The following is a 19,968-nucleotide window of genomic DNA, read 5'->3' on the forward strand; positions in this document are numbered from 1 at the left end:
ATGCAAACGATAACTGGACTGATGACCCAATATCCGCTTCAAGTGAAGAGTATTAAGCTCATTTCGGATAAAGGAAAGAAGGCGACCTGGAGCCTTGCGACAAGCACGGGAACTAAAATATTGAAAAAGACGCCCGTCTCCAAGCAAAGGCTCCTCTTTCTTCTTCAAGCCATTAGACATTTGCAGAAAAATGGTGCGCCTATCCCTCGCATGGTAGCTACCAAGGACGGAAATGATTATGCAGAGGACAGCAGCGGCAACTGCTACGTCTTATCAGATGCGGCGGAAGGCAATTCGCCCTCCTATGTAACGTCGGATCTCCTTCTTATTATGAAAGAGCTTGGAAAATTTCATTTGGCCTCCCGAGGTTTTCAATCCGCCTATACAACGAATGAAAGGGAGCATCTTGGAAGCTGGGGACGGGGCTATGCGAAGCATCTCGATCAATTAGAACGCTTCAAGGGAATGGCCCGGAGGAGCAGCAGCGAATTCGAGAGGCTGTATCTGCTTCATGCGGACAAATTTATTGAGCAAGGCAAAGAAGCACTGCACCTTATTCAAGGCAGCCCTTATACCAATTGGGTAAATAAAGTGGCCATCCAAAAAAATCTTTGCCATCAGGATTTTGCAGCAGCTAACTTGATCAAGACCAGGCAAGGGCTTGCCATCATCGATATGGATTCATTAACCTTTGACTTACCAGCAAGGGATATTCGCAAAATATTCAACAAGGTGATGAAGAAGCATGGATGGAGCTCGTCTAAAGCCATATCCATGCTGCGCGCTTACCGAGAGGTTCATCCTTTAAGCGCTGAGGAATGCAGCGTCATCTATGCGGATCTGTTATTCCCCCATCTCTTCTATGGCTTATCCAGCAAATACTTCAACAGACGTACGGAATGGAATGCCCCCCAAACGATACAGAAGCTGAAATCATTAATTACGACTGATCGCGAACGCCAGCAAATGCTTGCATCGTGGGGCAGCATTATCAATCAATCTTAAGCACCAAACCTCTTTAAGGCCTGCTCTGGCGTTTCCAGGCAGGCCTTTTCTTGGTGCACGCTTGCCCTATTTCGAGAACGCAGTACGGTGCTGCAATGTCCAGCCCTCTGTCATCATAAAGGTGAAATATCGTTTTGTTCGTGTCATTAATTATATATATGTCTCCATCAATAATAGGCTCAAGACCAAGCGAACGATTCGCAATCGCCTCTAGCAGATTACTAGCGTTCAATTCCTGAAGCTTCACGCGTGCACAGTACCTCACCGTCACAATATCATCCGAATCATCCGGATCTTTGTATCATCGCGATGATTGACTGCATTAAAAATAGTATAACCGCTCCTTTTCACCTCTGCCAGAAAACCGTTGTATAATAAACACAGCTCTATACGAACGATTCGAGCTTTAAAATTCGACCACTGCGAGGGAAAAAAGATGTATGATCCAACCGTATTCGACAATTTGAAGGTTGCTTTTGAAAATCAGCTGTACGACCTGGATACTCTGGACGAAACGATTCAGATTACGGGCCGCAAGGATACGATGGAAATGTCCGTGATGGGACGAGCTTTCAGCCTTGCCTTCCACTTAACAAGGCAGGAAGCTGTCTCCGCCGAGCTGCGACTCGAAGCCTCCTTGAAGGAGCTCGCTGCCGAGCTACTGGAGCTGCCGGGAGAGACGCCCGGATGCGAGCTGAGCTTGATTTTTCATATGAGGGTGAAGGATTTCGAGCAGCAATGTCCGCAAATTGAAGCCGTATTCCAGCGGCTTTGGCCGGAAAACCCCGCCCCTGTGCAGACGCTTAGCTTTGTCTACGCAGAGGGACAGGCGGAACATCAAAACGAGATCAAGCTGCTGTTCAAGCGCAAAATCAACGAAGAGCAGATGGAGGATATTCCCGGCTTGCTGGAGCATGTCCTCCTGACTCTGCGCGGGCTAGGCGAAATTTACGCTTCAAGCATCGAGGAAAAATAATCTGCCCACCGCACCGCACGACATGCCATAGCAGCAAAAAAGAAGAGCCCGCGGCAAATGCGGGCTCTTGCTATCTGCACCATTTTCACAATCAATGGTTTATTTGATTAGATCAACCGCATCCTGTGGCACGAAAGCATCGGTTCCGTTGTAAACGATAACGCCGTTAAGGCTCGATTTCTTCCCGTTCAGCACCGCGATGTTTTTGTAAATTTGCAGCTCCAGCTTCTGGCTGCCCTTCGTCACGAGGATTGCAGGATTTTTCGCATCCTTCAGGTTAAGCTCGTATTTCGCCCCTTTAGCGGTAAAAGCCTGCTTCGCTGGCACGAACAGCTGCTTGCTAACCGCATCCAGATCAAGATCAAGCACGCGTGCCATATACTTCGCAATATCCGTGTTGTCGATGACGCCAAACGGTCTATCATTATTCGGAGCATACGTGTACAGCACCACATCTCCGCCCGTATGTCCGCCAGTCGTCCAGCCAATACCTGCGCGCTTGCTGATCATCGGCCCTACTGCATAATTCATTCTGCCCGGCTCCGCAGCCTTAATTGCGGCAATCTCCTCTATCGTCAAATCCGAAATGCCATAATACTGCTTAAGCACGGACTTAATGTTCGTCCTCTTCGCATCAAGCTTCGCTTCCAAGCCTTCCCCCGTCAGCTTCGCTTTTTTCAGCGGACCAATGAAGGTGGACAATGGCTCTTTATCGTAGCTGCCTGTCGTCGCGGCGTTGCCAATCGTCAGTCCGCCATTGCCATGGTCAGTAACAGCAACAACGGCTGTCTGCTTGTCTTTTTTCGCAAAATCCAGCGCTACTTTAACCGCATTATCAAAGGCTAGCACATCGCTGATAATACCGATTGGATCATTGGCATGAGCTGCCCAATCCACTTTGCTGCCCTCTACCATGAGGAAAAAGCCGTCTTTATCCTTGGAAAGAATGTCGATCGCTTTTTGCGTCATATCGGCGAGGCTTGGCTGCTTAGCTGGATCGCGGTCCATATCATAGGACAAACCTGCCGGTGCAAACATGCCCCACAGCTTGCCCGATTTGGAGGCCTTCATCGCCGCCGGCGTCGTCACATAGTCGTAACCGAGCGCTTTTATAGAAGAAACCAAATTTTCGCCATCGCTGCGGCCGGAAGGAACCAAATAATCGCTGCCGCCGCCTAATACAACATCGACCTGATTATATACCTGCTGTTTGCTCAGGGCATCGTAGTTTTTACGATCGGGATAATGGGCGGTAAAGTCAGCAGGAGTCGCATGCATAATTTCTGAGGTTGCGATAATGCCAGTCGCCTTGCCAGCAAGCTTGGATGCTTCCAGAACAGAAGCGACAGGTTTTCTCTCATCGCCCGGGGCGATAGCCTTTTGACCTGGCATCGTAGCCTTGTCCGGCAAAACGCCAACAAACCCCGTATGCGATTTATGTCCAGTGGCAAAAGCAGTGCCCGCAGGTGCAGAATCAGCGATCGGCGCATCTGCCGAGTGGGTGCGGACCATGCCGCTCGCCATTTGATCAAGCGTTAAGGAAGAGCCTTTATACCATCTGGCGAGCGCAGTTGCATCATTTGCCATGCCGTCAGGAATGAGAATGATGACATTTTTGATTGGCGATTGCTCATCCTCTGCGCTCACTCCGCTGTTTCCCCCTACAGTTGTTACTGCCACAATAGTCGCTACGGCAAGTGCCACCTTGGCTGCACGAGCATGGAACCTCTTTAACATGTACACCCTCCTATTAACTAGATTGGATTATGCTTCAACACAACTAGTTTATAAGAGAATTGATAGGGGAATGTAAAGATCACTTTGATTATTTGTAAATTTACTACTATTACCCAAAATTGGTTTGCAACTTGAACCCATTTTGATACATGCGTTATTTCTACTTTATTCAGCTTTATTCAACAAAATATTTTGCTAAATTCAATAAAACATCTTCCCTCCACATAATTTTCCATGGTAGTATTATACTATTGAGCAAAAAGACCTATTTTTTTCATCTGCTAGATTAAGTACATAGTCTTACTATTTTAGGTCCTATGCACAATATGCAATTGTTTGGAAAACAGAGAATAGATAAGGGAGAGAGTTATGATGATTGGCAACATGGCAAGCAAACGTATTTCTGTCGCACTTGTTTTTGCAATGGTCCTATCGATTTTTTCCACGAACTACATCGCTTTTGGGGCAGAGGCAGTCTCCTCCTCCGTGTCGTTTACAGACATCGAGAAATCTTATGCCAAAGATGAAGTAACCGCTCTTGTTGAAAAAGGCATTCTGGGCGGCTATGGAGATGGCAGCTTTAAGCCATCGAACTCTATTACACGCGCCGAATTGGCTAAAGTGCTTGTGCTTGCACTTGGCAAAGAGCAGGATGCTGCAAGCGCAGCACCTTTCAAAGATGTGGACAGCAAAATCTGGTATAGCGGCTATGTTGGCGCACTGGTGAAATCCGGCATTACGCAAGGCATTTCCGCCGACCAGTTCGCTCCGAACAAAACCGTTACACGCGAAGAGCTCGCTGTGTTTTTCATTCGTGCCTTCGGCTTGGAGCAAGCCGCTCAAGCGGTGCCGCTGGATGAGAAGCTGTCGGATCTCTCCACCGTGTCGACATGGGCGAAAAGCTACGTTTCCTTCGCCTATCAAATCGGCTTCATTAAAGGCGTAGCCAATGCAGACGGTACGACTCGCTTCAATCCTTCGGGCGTGGCAGATCGTCAAGCGCTAGCTCGTCTAGCCTACGAATTCGTCTTCAACAAGACGTCCTATGAGCTAGCAGCAGCTTCGCTTGGTGCAACTGCTACACCATCTGCTACTCCAACGCCATCTGCTACACCGACTCCGACAAGCACGCCGAAGTCATCAGACAGCAGCGGCAATGGCGGCGGGAACAATGGCGGATCGACGAGCAAAGACATTAGGCTCGCAGGTGAATACACGCTGGGTGCGGTTACTGGCGATGTGCGCATCTACGCTGCCAATGTTACGCTTAAAAACACAACGATTACGGGTAATCTTTACTTGGAAACAAGCATCGGCAATGGCGATGTAACGCTCCAGAACGTTACGGTTAGCGGATCGACGACCATTAATGGCGGCGGTCCTAACAGTATTCACGTACAAAACTCCATTCTGGCAACCGTCATTGTAGATAAGCAAGATGGAAGCATCCGTCTCGTATTGGAAAATGGAGCAGATGTCCAGCAGGTTACGCTTCGTTCTGGCGCTATTATTGAAACATTGCCAGGCGTTGGACAAATTGGCGACGTCAATATCTCAAGCAGCGTTCCACATAATGCACAAGTTTCGTTAAACGGCGTGTTTAATTCGGTTTCCGTCTATGCTGAGCAAGCCGCCATTACACTTGGCGAGAACGCATCTATCGGCCAGCTTGATGTATTCGCAAGCGCACTGAATACCGTTTTCCACCTGGAACAAGGCTCAAACGTTGCAAATGCAGTACTTAATGCGATCGTTTCCTTCCTTGGACAAGGTACGGTTACTGAGGCATTGGTAAATGTAGATGGCGTGGACTTCAGCTCACTGCCAAGCCAGCCTGTTCTGCAAGCTGATCCGGCGGTTTCAAGCATCACAGCGGCACCTGCACAAGGCTTTGAACTTTCCGCTATTGGCGCAACTCGTCAAATCGTTGCAACAGGTGTGAAATACACAGCTAACCCTATCGATATTACGACTCATTCCAGCTGGAGCAGTGCAGATGCATCTGTAGCCGAAGTGGTATACGGCAAGGTTAGAGCGGTTAGCGAAGGCACTACCTACATTACAGCAACCTATGGCACGTACGATGTACAGGTCCCTGTAACGGTAGCTGTGTATGAGCAAGGTTACCCGACGATTTCCGCTGTACAAGTGACGAACGGGGCAGTGAATGTTTCTTTTGATCAGCAAGTGGATGATGTGAGCCTGTCTGATTTCGCGATTTCTGCAACACTTAACGGTGCGGCTTATGAGCTGAGCGGCTTGCAATATGCGGATGGCAAAATCACCTTTAATCCGGTTCAAAGCTATGGCTCCACGCTGTACGTACATGTTGAAGCGAATGAAACAAAAACCAAGTTTGCAGGCAGCCAAAGCGGCTCGGTTAAGCTGACGGGCTTCGGCGGTACAATTATTGATGTGGCCCGCAATCCTGTAGCTAACCTGACCATTGAGTTCCGCAAAGGCCTTGGTGCTACCAACGGGGATGTTGTTGGAACAGCTGTAACCGATGCTAACGGCAGATATTACATTTATTTAGCTCCTGGTATTTACACAGGTGAGTTGGGCGGCGTAGGCACGCCATATGTAACGACCTATATGACCGCAGTATCGGCTGTAAATGTAAATAACCAGAATGAAAACCAGACTGCAATCGGCATCCCATCCGAGAATGAAACCCGTATTGTTTTAACATGGGGCAAGGACCCTGCCGATCTGGACTCGCATCTAATTGGACCAGCGTCACAAGGCGGACTCTTCCACACTTGGTATGCGGATAAAGGGTATTATTATAACAATTCCAAAATTGCTGATCTGGATCTAGATGACACATCGTCATATGGACCTGAGACAACAACGATCCGCAAAGATACAAACGGCACGTATACTTTCTATGTGCATCACTACTCCGGAGCAAGCACGATTTCGGCTTCCGGTGCAAAAATTGAAGTATACCGTGGTTCTTCTGTTACACCAATTAAAGTGTATGAGGTGCCGACGGACAAAGGCAATGAAAGATATTGGACCGTATTCACGATGACAATCACGGATGGTCAAGTTACTTTCACGGATGTTAATGCGTTCTCGAATACGGATCCTGCAAGAGGCATGACCATTGTCGACAACGGCCAAAGACCTTCTGAAGAACAAGAGCAGGAGCAAGAAGAAGAACAAGAACAACAACCGGAACAACAGCCTGATCCACAAACAGCACCTTAATAGGTTGTATAAAAACAGCTCAGCGATATCGCCTTAAACTTTAGGCAACCGCTGGGCGACCATCAAAAAAACAGCATGACCGCTGAATCGGTCATGCTGTTTTTTTGCTTTTCTAACTAAAGCCACAAATAATACACAGCCAATGAAAGCTTGAGCACCCGTCTCATTCGGTTTACGTTTATGCTGCTGGCTGGCGTATTCGACTTTATGGGCATTGTTGCCTCTCCCGTACAAATGTTTATTCTGTTTATCGCTTTCCTGATCGGTTTTTTCGCAAAACCAAGCAGGCGGGCCGCTCATACTAGATGGGAAGCTTCACCTTTTTTCATAGCCCGCTTCTATTTTCAAGGCGCTATCCTGTATAATAGTGTCAACCATCTTCACATGAGGAGGTGGACGCTATCGTACAAACGCTGCTGCAGCTGACAATCCGCGATATTTTACAACGGCCGCTATTCCAAAAAGCCGAGGTGCTTGCAAGTGAAGAAGCCTTGAACCGTACCGTCAGATGGGTCCACATTATGGAGGTCATTCAAGCTGGCCAGCTTTTAAGCGGCGGCGAGCTTATTTTGACGACAGGCATCGGCTGGCAGGAGGATGAAGAACGAAGCCTGATTTTTCTGCAGCAATTGCTCCGTTCAGGCGCTTCTGGGCTTTGTATTGAGCTGGTCACTTATACCGCCAGACCACCGGAACGCATGCTGGAGCTGGCAAAACGCGAGCATTTCCCCATTCTCCTCTTCCACGAGCAAGTTCGCTACATTGACATCACCCAGGATCTGCACGCCCACTTCATTAATCAGCATCATAAAATGGTAGCCGAGCTTGAAGTGTTGTCCAAGCAGCTCGGACAGCTGCTCTTGTCCGGCAAGGGCCTGAGGCCCCTTCTGGAGCTGCTTCAGCAAACAACGGATGCACAGGTCGCTTTTTTTCCATTGAATGCGGAAGCCCAGTTTGTCCCCGCCATTACGAAAGCGAAGGCAGACAAATTTTACGAGCGGTGGATTTACAACGAAATGTTCCCCTCCCCGCTGCTGAGCCTGCAGCTTGCCCATCGTCCCATTGTGGCGCTCGGCCGTCTATTCGCCGATTTGCTCATTCACGCGAAGCAGGAGCTGACTGAATTTCAAATTCTTGCGCTGGATCGCTGTGCGACGGCGGTAGCCCAGGAAATGATGCGTACTCAATATGTCGAGGAAAAACGCCGCTACCAGGACGATCTCTGGCTCGGCGACTGGCTATCCGGCAAACATGGCTTAACCGAAATCAGCTATTATATTCGCCATATTAAACCGTCTGCCAAGCTCGGCAGCTTAGCGGTATGCGTGTTTCAATTGAAAGCCTCGCATGCAGAAGCGAAGGATTTTGAATCGCTGATGCTGCAGCGCAATCGGGTGGCGCGGGCGATTTTTGAGGGGGAGGGCTTTTATTTGTTCCCGCTGCTGCTGCAAGGGCAAATGGTGTTTATTTTGCTCGATCAGCTGGAGCGCCAAAAGTGGAAGGAGCGCCTGCTGCAAGCGGTTGAGCGGCTGCGCAGGACGGAGATGAAGCAGGAGCCAGCGCTCTTCTCCGGGCTTTGGGGCATTGGCAAGCTGGCCGCACAGATCGACCAAGCGGCGGAAAGCTATGCAACCGCGAAAGAAACGATTGCCATACAGCGGGATGCCGGACCGCTGCCGGCTCCTTTCTTCGACGAGCTGCATACGTACAAAATCATTTCCGCACTGAAAAAATGCGGGATGCTGGATGAACTGATCCGCGAATACATTGAGCCGCTTGCCTCCTATGATAAGGAAAAACACGGCCAGCTGCTGCTCACGCTGAAAACCTATTTAATCCGCTCCGGCTCCAAGCAGGATACGGCCCGCGAGCTGTTCATCGCCCGGCAGACGCTTTATCACCGCTTGGATAAAATCATTGCGCTGCTGGGCGAAGACTTTATGAGCGCCGATAAGCGGCTCGCCATTGAGCTCGCTGTGAACGCCTATGAATATACGCGCGGTGCCATCCGCTAATGGGGGGCAGCGGATGGCGAGGATGGCACAGATGACGCGGCGCTTGAGCTGGAGGATGATGCAGTGGCCGATGTCCGGGCCTGTGCCAGCTGCCTGATCAGCAAATTGGTTAAATATTTGCGTGCTTCGGCGGTAAGCAGCTGCACCGTTGCGGCTTCGCCTCCCGGGTGCTGGAGCGTTACCGTCGCTCCGCTCAAATTTTCTTCAATGTGAATAAATTTAAACTGCCTGCCCATGTAGCCGTCCAGCTTCGCCTTCTCCTCCAAAACCTGCTGATATTCCGACATTTCGATCCCTCCTCGCTATCATTGAGCCGTCTATTTGTTTTTGCTGCTTATGCTGACCGCTGCTTAGGGAGCAGTAGCCAGCTCCGCCTGTACGGGCTGTTTATAGGGGGCGCGCTTCACATATTGTCCGGCGCCTGCTCGTCCGACGAAGTTCAGGTCACGAATGACGAACTCGCCGCGAGACAGCACGCTGATCGGGGCTCCCGTTACAGCCGTTCCTTCAAACGGGTTATAGTCCACATTCATATGATGTGTAGCTTCCGAAATAACCCGCTCTGCCGCCGGGTCAAAAATCACGATGTCGGCATCGCTCCCTACCGCAATCGTTCCCTTGCGTGGGAACAGCCCGAACAGCTTTGCACTGCGCGTCGAAACGAGGTCCACAAACTGGTTCAGCGTCAATCTCCCTTTCGCCACGCCTTCGGAATAGAGCAGTGAGAAGCGGTCTTCGATGACCGGTCCGCCGTTCGGGATTTTGCTGAAATCGCCCTTCCCGAGCTCTTTTTGCCCATTGAAATTAAAGGAGCATTGGTCCGAGCCGATCGTTTGCAGCCCTCCGGTTCGCAGCGCATTCCACAACACATCCTGATGCCGAGCCTCGCGCAGCGGCGGCGACCATACGTACTTGGCTCCCTCAAAATCAGGCAGCTCCAAATACGATTGGTCGAGCAGCAAATATTGCGGACAGGTCTCGCCCCAGACGTCGAAGCCCTGCTCCCTCGCCTCAGCAATGGCTTTCACCGCCTCCTCGCAGGTGACATGCACGACGTACAGCCTCGCTCCGGTCAAGCCAGCAAGCTTTGCCGCTCTTCCAGTCGCCTCTCCCTCCAGCATCGATGGGCGGGTCAGCGCATGATAGATCGGCTCCGTATGCCCTTCCGCCAATGCCTTGGCAATGAGATAGTCGATGACATCGCCATTTTCGGCATGGACCATAACCATTGCTCCCAGCTCGCTTGCGGTCAGCATCGTCCGGTAGAGCGTGCCGTCGTCGGCTTGGAAAACATTTTTGTAAGCCATAAACACCTTGAACGACGTGATGCCTTCCGTGTGGACGATATCAGGCAGCTCGGCCAGCACCTCATCGTTAATTTCGCCAATCATCAGATGAAAGCCATAGTCGATTGCCGACTTTCCAGCCGATTTGGCATGCCACTTCTGAATCGAATCAGCGAGCGGCTTGCCTTTATCCGTCAGGCAAAAATCAATAATCGTCGTCGTTCCGCCAAACGCAGCCGCAATCGTCCCTGTCTCAAAATTATCCGCTGTCACCGTGCCGCCGAACGGCATATCCAGATGCGTATGCGGATCAATGCCTCCGGGAAACAGATATTTTCCAGCCGCATCGATGATTTCCGCGCCAATAGCCGCACCAGCAGCTTCAAGCCCCGTCCCGATAGCCTGAATGATGCCTCCTTCAATCAGCACATCTGCCTGATACGTGTCCGCAGCGGTTATGATCGTCCCATTTTTAATCAGCTTCGCCATGCCCTACACCGCCTCTCTCGCACTTGATTTGGCATTCCCTTCGCCGCCTATGCCCGCAATGGCCTCCTGACGCTCGTTCCAGGACATCGGCATAGCGGAAGACGGCACCTCTACCATCGAAATCGCTCCTTCAACCGGACAAACGATCGAGCACAAATTGCAGCCGACGCAGTCCTCTTCCCTTACCTTCAAGTAAGCACGCCCGCCTTCGTCCGTATGCCGCTCAATACATTGATGCGAGGTGTCCTCGCAGGCGATATGGCATTTGTTGCATACGATACATTCTTCCTCATGTATACGGGCAACGACTTGGTAATTCAGATCGAGATCGCCCCAGTCCGAATAGCGGGACACCGATTTGCCGATCAGCTCCATCGCCGATGATAGTCCCTTGTCGTCCAGGTAATTGTTCAAGCCGTCGATCATATCCTCGACAATGCTGAAGCCATGATGCATCGCTGCCGTGCATACTTGAACGCCCGTTGCGCCCATCAGCATAAATTCGACCGCATCGCGCCAATTGGAAATGCCGCCGATTCCCGAGATCGGAATATTCACCTGCGGATTACGGGCACATTCCGCGACCATATTCAGCGCAATCGGCTTCACGGCAGGGCCGCAATAGCCGCCATGCGCGCCCTTCCCGCCCACATGCGGAATCGTCAGCCAAGAATCCAGATCAACGCCAGCGAGCGAGTTAATTGTGTTAATTAAGGAGATCGCATCTGCGCCGCCCCTAGTCGCCGCCTTTGCCGTCGCTGTAATATCGGTAATGTTTGGCGTCAGCTTGACGATAACCGGCGTCTGCGCTGCCTCCTTCGCCCACATCGTTTGCGCTTCGACTAAATCCGGCTGCTGTCCGGAGGCTGCGCCCATGCCGCGCTCCGCCATGCCATGCGGACAGCCAAAGTTCAACTCAAGGCCGTCCACGCCGACCGCCTCGACCTGTTTGACGATTTCATGCCATTTCTCACGGCTTGGCTCGACCATTAGCGAAGCGATGACGGCATGATTCGGGAATCTCTTTTTTGTCTCATAGATTTCCTTTAAGTTGACCTCCAGCGGACGATCCGTTATGAGCTCAATATTGTTGAAGCCCGCAACCCGCTGCCCATTAAAATGCACGGCGGCAAAGCGCGAGGACGTATTAATAATAGGATCGCCCAGCGTCTTCCAGACTGCGCCGCCCCAGCCCGCCTCGAATGCGCGCTGCACCTGATAGCCGGTATTGGTAGGCGGCGCAGATGCCAGCCAGAAAGGATTTGGAGATGCAATACCCGCCAGATTGATGCGCAAATCAGCCATTGTCGTTCCCCTCCTTTAGCCATCGATAAGATGCGTATTTGCACAACTGCGTTTATCGCAGCGTGGCATCAATTCTTGATCCCGCTGCTTGCCTGCTTATGCCGATTCCTCCTGCAGCTTGATCAGCTGCTTATAAATGGCATAAGCTGCCTTCTTGCCCTGCTGGGCGGCCGAGACGACCATCGCCTCTCCTTGGCCCTCACCAAAAACAACGTCCCCAGCGGCAAAAATTTGCGGATCGGACGTCTGATAGCTGCTTTCGTCCACCGTCACAATGCCGCGCTTATGCGCGATGCCAAGCTGCTCGATTAGTGGAAGATGGCGCGTTTGTCCAATGGCTAGAATAACAGCGTCCACTTCCAGCTTGAACGTCGATCTGGGAATCGGTACTGGGCGGGCCCGCCCTTCCTCTGTTTTCTCCAGCTCCATCATGATGCATTCCAGCGCCGTCACATGTCCCTTGGCATTCCCGATAATGCGGGCTGGTGCCGTCAGCCATTGAAATTCAACGCCGTCCTGCTTGGCGAAATCATATTCGAACGCATAAGCCGTCATTTCGGCGGCACTGCGGCGATAGACGATTTTCACATTCATGGCTCCGAGACGTACCGAGCAGGTCGCCGCGTCGATCGCCGTGTTGCCCGCGCCGATAACGGCGACACGTTTGCCCGCTATATCGGTGCGCACAGCTGTTTTCGTCGACTCTACAAAATCAATGGCGTCGAATACGCCGTCCAGCGTTTCGCCTTCAATGCCGAGCGACGGCACCTTCGACATGCCAATCGCCAGCACGATGGCATCATATTCGCGGCGCAGCTGCTCTATGCTCACATCTGCTCCGACCTTCGCATTCGTCCGAATGTCTACGCCTAGCTGCCGTACTTGCTCGACTTCCCAGAGCGAAACTTCCTGCGGCAGCCTGAAGGAGACGATACCATACGTATCTAGGCCGCCCGCCTGCTCCTTCGCCTCAAACACGGTTACAGCAAAGCCGAATCGCGCCAGCTCTCTTGCCGCAGACAGCCCTGCCGGCCCGCCGCCGATAATCGCGACGCGCTTGCCATTGCTCTGCCCGGCAGAGAACAGCATCTGCTCATTATGAATCGCCCAGTCCGTGGCGTAGCGCTGCAAATCGCCAATCCGAATCGGCGTGGAGGAATGATTCAGCACGCATGCGCCCTCGCACAGCTCCTCGGTTGGGCATACGCGCGAGCAGGTCGCCCCGACCGGGTTTGCATCCATAATCGTTCTGGCGGAGCCTTTCAAATTGCCGGAAGCGATCTTTTTTATAAAAGAAGGGATATTGATGCCTGTAGGGCAGGCCGTCATACACGGCGCGTCATAGCAATACAGACAGCGATTCGATTCATCGACCGCCTCCTTGCGTTTCATGCCTGCCTTCACCTCGGCAAAATTGCGCCGGAGCGTTTGTTCCGATATAAAGGCGATGCCCATAGCTGCTTCTCCTCCTATTTTTTAATCGCCTACTTGTTTTGAAAATGACTCGTTATCCGTTTTCACTCACAAACTGACGAGATTGTCATACGTCTCTGGGCGGCGGTCGCGGTAAAACTGCCACACCTCGCGGACCTCGCGAATCAGCTCCTTATCCAGCACGCCCATGACGATTTCTTCCTTATCCCGACTGCCGATAGCCGTAATCGCTCCGCGCGGATTGACCAAATACGATTGCCCATAAAACTCGCCCATGTTCCAAGGCTCCTCTATTCCCACGCGGTTGATCGCCGCAACATAATAGCCATTTGCCACCGCATGGGCCGGCTGCTCCAACTTCCACAAATACTCCGACGTTCCCGCTACCGTCGCTGATGGATTAAACACGATTTCCGCTCCATTCAGCCCAAGTGCCCGTGCCCCTTCTGGGAAATGGCGGTCGTAGCATATATACACGCCAATCTTGGCGTATGCCGTATCAAAGACAGGGTAGCCCAGATTGCCCGGTTTAAAATAAAACTTTTCCCAAAACCCGCTCCCTCCGCCGCCCGCGGCGACATGAGGAATATGATGCTTGCGGTATTTGCCAAGATAAGCGCCATCCGCATCAATAACCGCAGCGGTGTTGTAATAGGTGGCGATGCCCTCCCGCTCGTAAATCGGCAAAATGATGACGATGCCGCATTCCTTTGCCAGCTCCTGAAAAAGCCGCGTCGTCGGCCCGTTCGGAATTTCCTCAGCAGCGGCATACCACTTTGTCTGCTGCTCCGCGCAAAAATAGGGGCCATAAAAAATTTCCTGAAGCGATACAATCTGCGCACCTTCAGCAGCGGCTTTCCTGATCATGCCGATATGCTTCTCAATAGCAGCCGCCTTATGCGCTTCGACAGACTCGCTGCCATGCAGTGCATTCGCCGCTTGTATTAACGCAATCGACACCTTGCTCATCCCATTTTCGCTCATCCTGCCTCACTCCTTCCCCTAGCAATCTGCACAGCCGCGCGGTACAGCAGCTCCGCTCCAAGCGCAATATCCTCCGGCGCTGCATATTCTCGCGGATTATGGCTAATGCCTTCCTCGCAGCGTACAAAAATCATGCTGTAATCGCACACGTAAGACATCGTGAGCGAATCATGGAATGGCCCGCTCATCAGCTCTGGCGGCGCAAGCCCCATACCCGCAGCCTCGCGGTGCAAAATCGTTTTTAGCCAGTCCGCGCAATATCTCGGCTCGCTGTTCGTATCCTCGCGGATCGTATACGCGAGCCCATGCTCCAGGCTAACCTGCTCGATAATGCCTCGCAGCTCCTGCTCCAGCTTGTTTCTCCGCTCCAGCTCAATGTCTCTGAAATCAACAGTAAAGCTGACCTTCTCCGGTATAATGTTGCGCGAATCCGGGAAAACAGCGACCGAGCCGACGGTGCCGACCGTTGGCGCAGCCGGCTCTCGCCGCGCCAGCTCATCCAGCGCGACGATAACCTTGGCGCAGCCGACCATCGCATCTTGGCGCATCGCCATTGGGACGGAGCCGGCGTGCCCGGCAAAGCCGGTCATTTCGACCGTCCACCAGACGGGGCCGGAAATGCCGCTGACGATGCCGATTGGTTCATTTTTCGCTTCCAACACAGGCCCCTGTTCAATATGAAGCTCCAGAAAAGCTCTGATTCTTCCCGCCTCAAAGGAATAGCTGTCATATTCTGCTGGATCACAGCCGAATTGCAGCAGCGCTTCCCGCCGGGTTACACCGTTTTTATCCGCCCGCGCAAGCTCCCCTTCCTCCAGCTTTCCAGTCATTCCCCTTGCGCCGAACAGCCCTTTATTGAAGCGGCAGCCCTCTTCATCGCAAAAGGCGACGACCTCTATATCCATCTCTGACATAATGCCGCGCTCCGCCATCGTCTGCACTGCTTCAATCGCGCCGAGAACGCCAATGACGCCGTCGAATCGGCCTCCATAAGGCTGAGAATCAATATGTGAGCCCAGCATAAGCACAGGTGCCTGCTTATCCCGTCCCTTGTACACACCGATCAAATTGCCAAAAGGATCGATCCGCGCCGTCATGCCAGCTTCCTCCATCCAGCCCTTTACGAGCTCCACTCCTGCGCGGTCCTCTGGGGATAATGCGAGGCGGCATACGCCTGTCGTGCCGATCCTGCCGATTGCCGCTAGCGCCATAATCCGCTGATGAAGCCGCTCTGCCTGAATGTGATGCTTATTCTCCTTAGCCTGAAGCGGCTTCATGCTGCATCCCCTCCTCTGACGTTCCGCCAGCGGCTCCGAAAACTGCCAGCAGCGTATCGATTATAAAAGCGATATCTTCATCCGTCGAAGAAAGCGGCGGACTGAGTGTCAAAATATTCATAAAACCCGGGACGGTATCCCCGTTTTTGCCAATAAGCAGCCCTCGCGCCTTGCAATCCGCGATGATGCCCGCAACCAACGTGGCAGACGCAGGATGCTTCGTCTCCTTATCCTCAACCAGCTCGATGCCGATGGCGGAGCCGAAGCACCTGATTTCTCCTACATTCGGATGCCGGAGCAGCGGCTTCATGCGGCTGCGCATTCGCCTGCCAATGAGAGCAGAGCGCTCAACTAACCCTTCACGCTCAATAATCTCAAGGTTTTTCAGGGCAACGGCACAGGACACCGGATTGCCGCCAAAAGTATTAACATGGCGAAAGTGGCTGTCCGGCCCCGATTCCTTGAAGCTTTCATACAGCTCGGCGGATACAGCGGTTGCGGATAAAGGCGAATACGCACTCGTCAGCCCCTTCGCCATCGTGACGATATCAGGCCTTACACCAAAATTATGATGGCCAAATTTTTGCCCCGATCGGCCAAAGCCGCAGATGACCTCATCGACGATGAGCAGCACATCATGCTTGTCACAAATCTCGCGCAGCTTCGGCAGGTAGCTGTCCGGCGGAACAAGCATGCCGCCCCCTGTAATGACCGGCTCGACGATAATGCCAGCGACCGAATCTGACCCTTCCCAGATGATCGCGTCCTCATAGGCCTGGGCGCATTGCAGCTCGCAGGCTCCACTCGTCTGGCCGAATGGGCAGCGGTAGCAATAGGGCGGCGGCACGTGGGAGAAGCCGACCCCAAGCGGCTCGTATTTTAGCTTGCGCTGCGCCTGCCCCGTTGCGCCTAGCGCCCCCATTGAGTTGCCGTGATAAGCGCGGTGGCGCGAAATGAACTTGTGCTTGGTCGCTTTTCCACGTTGATGAAAAGCTTGGCGGGCGATTTTGAACGCAACCTCATTTGCATCAGAGCCGGAATTGGAGAAGAATATCCGATATTCCCCCTCCAGCCAATCATTGAGCTTCGCCGCCAGCTCAATGCCAGGGACATGGGATTGAATGAGCGGCGAATAGGCAAGTGTCGTCATTTGCACGGCAGCCGCCTCGGCAATTTCCTTTCGCCCGTGTCCCACATTGACGCACCATAGGCCTGACATGCCGTCCAAATAGCGATTGCCGTCCATATCCGTAATCCAGCTGCCCTCCCCTGACGCGACAATCATCGGATGATCATTGTGAGGTGTAATATGATGCCACAGGTACGCTCGATCCTTTTCCAGCAGCGCTTCCTTCAGCTCATCTGCTTGCATGGCTGCATGCTTGGCTTCTTCATCCATTGCTTCGTGAATATCCATCAGCTTCTTCACCCTTCCCGCCGACTGCCGTCTATGTGCTCGATCTGCCATTTATGTTGTCTATGCCCTGCAACATCCATTTATGCACGAGCCTAAGAGGCCCTGTTATCCCACAGTCTCGCAGTCTCAAAGTCCCGCTGCGCTTATGGCTTAGCCGCATCCTCTAAAATCGTCTTATCCACAGCCACCGTTAAATCTGGCGCCTTCTTAATCAGCGCATATTTAAGCGAAATATCAACCGTCCGCAATAGGTACCATTTGCGAGGCAATCATATACGGCGACAGCGTATGCGCAAGCGTACGGGATAAGCTCATCAGCACCGCGAGAAGGAAACCGACCGAGGAGCCAATGGCGAAGCCCAGAAGTGAATTGCCGAATGTGATGGCACCCTGCTCGGCTAAAACCGGCCAATACTGCACAGCCGCATGCAGTACCAGATGCAGATATCTCCTCATGGAAGCAGCTCCGTACCAAATCGGTCATCGCATGAAACTAATCGGATCTGCGAGCATGCGCAAAGCTTCCTTCCTCCCGCTCAACCTTCACAATGGAGTGAACACGTCCCGGATGGGCCGATAAAATGACGATGCGATCGGATAAATACACCGCTTCAGAAATGCTGTGGGTGACAAAGACGACCGTTTTATTCGTTTGTCTTTTAATATCAAGCAAATCAAGCTGCAGCGCTCCTTCGTAAATTCATCAAGTGCAGAGAAGGGCTCATCCATCAGCAGCAAGGGAGGATCAAGCGACAAGGCCCGAGCAAGCGCAACCCGCTGCTGCATGCCTCCGCTGAGCTGCCACGGATAGTGGTTTTGAAATTTGGGAAGGCCGACAAGCTCCAGCAAATGCTTTGTTATTTCAGAATATTCAGACTTTTTAAGTCCCATTATTTCCATCGACAGCTCAATATTGTCCTTGACCGTGCGCCATTCAAACAGCGTAGCGCTTTGAAAAACAATGCCGAATTTGCGGCGCAGGCGCGCCTCGCGGGGATGCTGATTGCCAATCGTAATTTGTCCCGAGGTAGGCTGCATTAAATCGGCCATTAGACAGAAGCGTCGATTTGCCGCAGCCGGCTGGGCCGAGGAGCGAGATGAATTCGCCGTTTCGGACGTCAAAGCTTACATTTTGCAGCGCAGCCACCTTGCGTTCCCCACTGCCAAAATACATGGATATATCATCGATGCTAATTTCTACTGGTTGATTTTCCTTCGGAGTGTCCATGCCATCCCTCCTTATCTTCAATCAACGCTATCTTTGTGTAATATTATATAACACTCAGTTTTAATTACATTAGACATAGTGTTACATATTCCAGCCATTTAATTTGACAATTTGTTTGATATACAATTTAAAAAAGCTCCGCACTCTAAAAAATGTGCGAAGACCTAACAAAGTCGTTCCAATTTTCACTATGCAACCTACTATTGTCATGCTTCGCGCTTCTTAAGTTCTTCCACTCTCCAAACCTGCCATTCGTCCCGATAGCGTTGGATGAGTTGAATGGATTCTAAAATATGAATAATGTCACGCAATCTAAAATTGGCTATTCTTTCATGCTCTGACTTATTAGGCGTTGGCTCATCATGTTGGTGATAATGAATAGTTTCGGTCCAATACTTCTTGGGATGGAACGTATCGAAATGAAACTTCCACTGCCTATCCGGGAGATACTGCCAATTATATTCAAATTTATCAATAGTATTGGTTCGAATATTGACAAATTCACTAGCTTCTATAACGCCCATTCCATTTTGCAGGCGAATCGTTTTCCTTATTTGGGACCCTTTTTCTTGACCTTCACTATTTCCAGATTTAATTTCTCCTGAGATCATATCGGCAAACTGGATGGCTATATAGTCAAAATCTGTAGCAGTCATTTTTTCATCCTTATTCGTTGCCCAATGTCCATAACTAGCCATCATTCAGTTCCTCCAACTTTCTCTCATAGAAGGTCCACCATGATTTATCACTTTCTTCTGCTGGTGTCAGAGGACGGTCACTAAATGTATCTTCACAGGATAACTTGCCATATTTTTGTTGCAGTTGATGAATTTGCTCCATCAATTCCAGACGCTCTTCGTCATCTGCAAAAGTTCGTTTCTTACCGTTATACTGTTTCACCAACTGCTGTAGGTACACGATAGAACCATCCGACTTTAAAAATCTCCCATCTGCTGGAATACGTGCATGAATGCCGGCCTGAGGCCTTTTGTAATCGAGAAAACGCCCTTCTTTTATCCATTTATTAATTGCTGTTACAGAAACATTAAATACCTCAGCTAGCTGAGCCGTCTTGTAAAATGTATGCTGCGATAGTGGATTAACTGTATAAGCAATCTGTACTTTCGAATCGATGCCCCCCCTGCTTACACGACCAATCGACTGAGCGATGGATTCATCAGAACCGCTTTTTTCTATAATAGATATATGTGACCCCTCTCCTACTGAATAGCTTCGGGTTATTTGAGGGCGATAAATCTGGTCTACCCTTTTATTTACAAGCAAATCAATAGTGGCAGCAGCAGTATGGAGAGGGTCCGTTTCCAAGCTTACTTGAGTTATAGTTTGATAATCCTTGATGACTTCCATCATCGATTTTAATACTCCAACCTGAATTTCTACATAATTATCCTCTGGCTCGTTACTCAGCTTTTCCCACAGTTCAAAAATCCCCATCATTGTACGCCGATCCATTACACTTGACATTAGTTTCACCTCTTTAAATAACATCGTTTGTTCAACTCCCATTATAAGTTTTCAAATTACAAATTGCAATTAAACTGAAACTAAATTAAAACCAATTTAAAACTAATTTATGTT

16 protein-coding genes and 2 pseudogenes are annotated in these 19,968 nt (G+C 51.1%); 4 read left to right on the forward strand and 14 right to left on the reverse strand.

Going from position 1 to position 19,968, the window contains the following annotated elements; genetic code table 11:
• Positions 1-1,005, forward strand: a complete 1,005-nt coding sequence (locus WH37_RS28080; protein WP_046233975.1) for a CotS family spore coat protein — start codon at positions 1-3, stop codon at positions 1,003-1,005.
• Positions 1,006-1,018: 13 nt separating this feature from the next.
• On the opposite strand, the pseudogene WH37_RS37665 reads toward WH37_RS28080, so the two are convergent.
• A pseudogene (locus WH37_RS37665) lies at positions 1,019-1,288 on the reverse strand (DUF3885 domain-containing protein); the annotation flags it as partial.
• Positions 1,289-1,441: 153 nt separating this feature from the next.
• On the opposite strand from WH37_RS37665, the gene WH37_RS28090 reads away from it, so the two are divergent.
• Positions 1,442-1,981 carry a hypothetical protein gene (locus WH37_RS28090; RefSeq protein WP_046233977.1) on the forward strand — a complete coding sequence of 180 codons (540 nt, stop codon included), beginning with the start codon at positions 1,442-1,444 and terminating at the stop codon, positions 1,979-1,981.
• Positions 1,982-2,080: 99 nt separating this feature from the next.
• Here the strand turns inward: WH37_RS28090 and WH37_RS28095 are convergent, their stop codons facing one another.
• A complete protein-coding gene (locus WH37_RS28095) occupies positions 2,081-3,718 on the reverse strand; it encodes an alkaline phosphatase (protein WP_046233978.1) in 1,638 nt (545 codons plus the stop codon).
• A 369-nt stretch (positions 3,719-4,087) separates the two neighbouring features.
• Here WH37_RS28095 and WH37_RS28100 point away from each other — a divergent pair, with 369 nt between their 5' ends.
• Positions 4,088-6,934 (forward strand): S-layer homology domain-containing protein, encoded by a 2,847-nt coding sequence (locus WH37_RS28100; RefSeq protein ID WP_082111043.1) that lies wholly within the window; start codon positions 4,088-4,090, stop codon positions 6,932-6,934.
• A gap of 33 nt (positions 6,935-6,967) precedes the next feature.
• Here the strand turns inward: WH37_RS28100 and WH37_RS36720 are convergent, their stop codons facing one another.
• On the reverse strand, positions 6,968-7,234 hold the full coding sequence (locus WH37_RS36720; RefSeq protein WP_046233980.1) for a hypothetical protein: 267 nt from the start codon (positions 7,232-7,234) through the stop codon (positions 6,968-6,970).
• Positions 7,235-7,326: 92 nt separating this feature from the next.
• Between WH37_RS36720 and WH37_RS28110 the strand changes: the two genes are divergently transcribed.
• Positions 7,327-8,949: a PucR family transcriptional regulator gene (locus WH37_RS28110; protein WP_231594401.1), complete on the forward strand. Its 1,623-nt coding sequence runs from the start codon at positions 7,327-7,329 to the stop codon at positions 8,947-8,949.
• Here the strand turns inward: WH37_RS28110 and WH37_RS28115 are convergent.
• The 11 genes and pseudogenes from WH37_RS28115 to WH37_RS28165 form a co-directional block, all read right to left on the reverse strand.
• Positions 8,946-9,236, reverse strand: a complete 291-nt coding sequence (locus tag WH37_RS28115) for a hypothetical protein (protein ID WP_052737268.1) — start codon at positions 9,234-9,236, stop codon at positions 8,946-8,948. The two genes, WH37_RS28110 and WH37_RS28115, sit on opposite strands and share 4 nt — an antisense overlap.
• A 63-nt stretch (positions 9,237-9,299) precedes the next feature.
• Positions 9,300-10,724 (reverse strand): dihydropyrimidinase, encoded by a 1,425-nt coding sequence (hydA, locus tag WH37_RS28120; protein WP_046233981.1) that lies wholly within the window; start codon positions 10,722-10,724, stop codon positions 9,300-9,302.
• A 3-nt stretch (positions 10,725-10,727) separates the two neighbouring features.
• The gene (gene preA / locus WH37_RS28125; RefSeq protein WP_046233982.1) at positions 10,728-12,029 is read right to left on the reverse strand and encodes an NAD-dependent dihydropyrimidine dehydrogenase subunit PreA; all 1,302 of its coding nucleotides are present in this window, start codon (positions 12,027-12,029) and stop codon (positions 10,728-10,730) included.
• Between the two features lie 96 nt (positions 12,030-12,125).
• The gene (locus WH37_RS28130) at positions 12,126-13,484 is read right to left on the reverse strand and encodes an NAD(P)-dependent oxidoreductase (protein ID WP_046233983.1); all 1,359 of its coding nucleotides are present in this window, start codon (positions 13,482-13,484) and stop codon (positions 12,126-12,128) included.
• Positions 13,485-13,550: 66 nt separating this feature from the next.
• Positions 13,551-14,432, reverse strand: coding sequence for a nitrilase-related carbon-nitrogen hydrolase (locus WH37_RS28135; protein WP_046234006.1), 882 nt, complete (start codon positions 14,430-14,432; stop codon positions 13,551-13,553).
• Positions 14,433-14,443: 11 nt separating this feature from the next.
• Complete coding sequence (locus WH37_RS28140) at positions 14,444-15,724, reverse strand: M20 family metallo-hydrolase (RefSeq protein ID WP_046233984.1); 1,281 nt, start codon at positions 15,722-15,724, stop codon at positions 14,444-14,446.
• Positions 15,705-17,096, reverse strand: coding sequence for an aspartate aminotransferase family protein (locus tag WH37_RS28145; RefSeq protein WP_046234007.1), 1,392 nt, complete (start codon positions 17,094-17,096; stop codon positions 15,705-15,707). The genes WH37_RS28140 and WH37_RS28145 overlap by 20 nt, the downstream gene beginning before the upstream one ends.
• 279 nt (positions 17,097-17,375) lie before the next feature.
• Positions 17,376-17,597 (reverse strand): hypothetical protein, encoded by a 222-nt coding sequence (locus WH37_RS28150; protein ID WP_046233985.1) that lies wholly within the window; start codon positions 17,595-17,597, stop codon positions 17,376-17,378.
• Positions 17,598-17,684: 87 nt separating this feature from the next.
• Positions 17,685-18,369: pseudogene (locus WH37_RS28155) on the reverse strand (ABC transporter ATP-binding protein).
• Between the two features lie 206 nt (positions 18,370-18,575).
• Entirely contained in the window at positions 18,576-19,070 is a 495-nt protein-coding gene (locus WH37_RS28160; protein ID WP_156182402.1) for a hypothetical protein, read from the reverse strand.
• Positions 19,060-19,878, reverse strand: a complete 819-nt coding sequence (locus tag WH37_RS28165) for a helix-turn-helix domain-containing protein (protein ID WP_046233987.1) — start codon at positions 19,876-19,878, stop codon at positions 19,060-19,062. The genes WH37_RS28160 and WH37_RS28165 overlap by 11 nt, the downstream gene beginning before the upstream one ends.
• Positions 19,879-19,968: the final 90 nt, after the last annotated feature.

The sequence above is a fragment of the Paenibacillus algorifonticola genome (assembly GCF_000971975.1).
In the GTDB taxonomy this organism is placed as follows: domain Bacteria; phylum Bacillota; class Bacilli; order Paenibacillales; family Paenibacillaceae; genus Pristimantibacillus; species Pristimantibacillus algorifonticola.

Coding starts and splice junctions, on each gene's coding strand:
- WH37_RS28140 (WP_046233984.1), bottom strand. CDS start 15,724: ATGAAGCCGCTTCAGGCTAAGGAGAATAAGCATCACATTCAGGCAGAG.
- WH37_RS28150 (WP_046233985.1), bottom strand. CDS start 17,597: ATGAGGAGATATCTGCATCTGGTACTGCATGCGGCTGTGCAGTATTGG.
- WH37_RS28135 (WP_046234006.1), bottom strand. CDS start 14,432: ATGAGCAAGGTGTCGATTGCGTTAATACAAGCGGCGAATGCACTGCAT.
- WH37_RS28095 (WP_046233978.1), bottom strand. CDS start 3,718: ATGTTAAAGAGGTTCCATGCTCGTGCAGCCAAGGTGGCACTTGCCGTA.
- WH37_RS28080 (WP_046233975.1), top strand. CDS start 1: ATGCAAACGATAACTGGACTGATGACCCAATATCCGCTTCAAGTGAAG.
- WH37_RS28100 (WP_082111043.1), top strand. CDS start 4,088: ATGATGATTGGCAACATGGCAAGCAAACGTATTTCTGTCGCACTTGTT.
- preA (WP_046233982.1), bottom strand. CDS start 12,029: ATGGCTGATTTGCGCATCAATCTGGCGGGTATTGCATCTCCAAATCCT.
- WH37_RS28130 (WP_046233983.1), bottom strand. CDS start 13,484: ATGGGCATCGCCTTTATATCGGAACAAACGCTCCGGCGCAATTTTGCC.
- WH37_RS28160 (WP_156182402.1), bottom strand. CDS start 19,070: ATGATGGCTAGTTATGGACATTGGGCAACGAATAAGGATGAAAAAATG.
- WH37_RS36720 (WP_046233980.1), bottom strand. CDS start 7,234: ATGAGCGGCCCGCCTGCTTGGTTTTGCGAAAAAACCGATCAGGAAAGC.
- WH37_RS28145 (WP_046234007.1), bottom strand. CDS start 17,096: ATGCAAGCAGATGAGCTGAAGGAAGCGCTGCTGGAAAAGGATCGAGCG.
- WH37_RS28165 (WP_046233987.1), bottom strand. CDS start 19,878: ATGTTATTTAAAGAGGTGAAACTAATGTCAAGTGTAATGGATCGGCGT.
- WH37_RS28090 (WP_046233977.1), top strand. CDS start 1,442: ATGTATGATCCAACCGTATTCGACAATTTGAAGGTTGCTTTTGAAAAT.
- WH37_RS28115 (WP_052737268.1), bottom strand. CDS start 9,236: ATGTCGGAATATCAGCAGGTTTTGGAGGAGAAGGCGAAGCTGGACGGC.
- hydA (WP_046233981.1), bottom strand. CDS start 10,724: ATGGCGAAGCTGATTAAAAATGGGACGATCATAACCGCTGCGGACACG.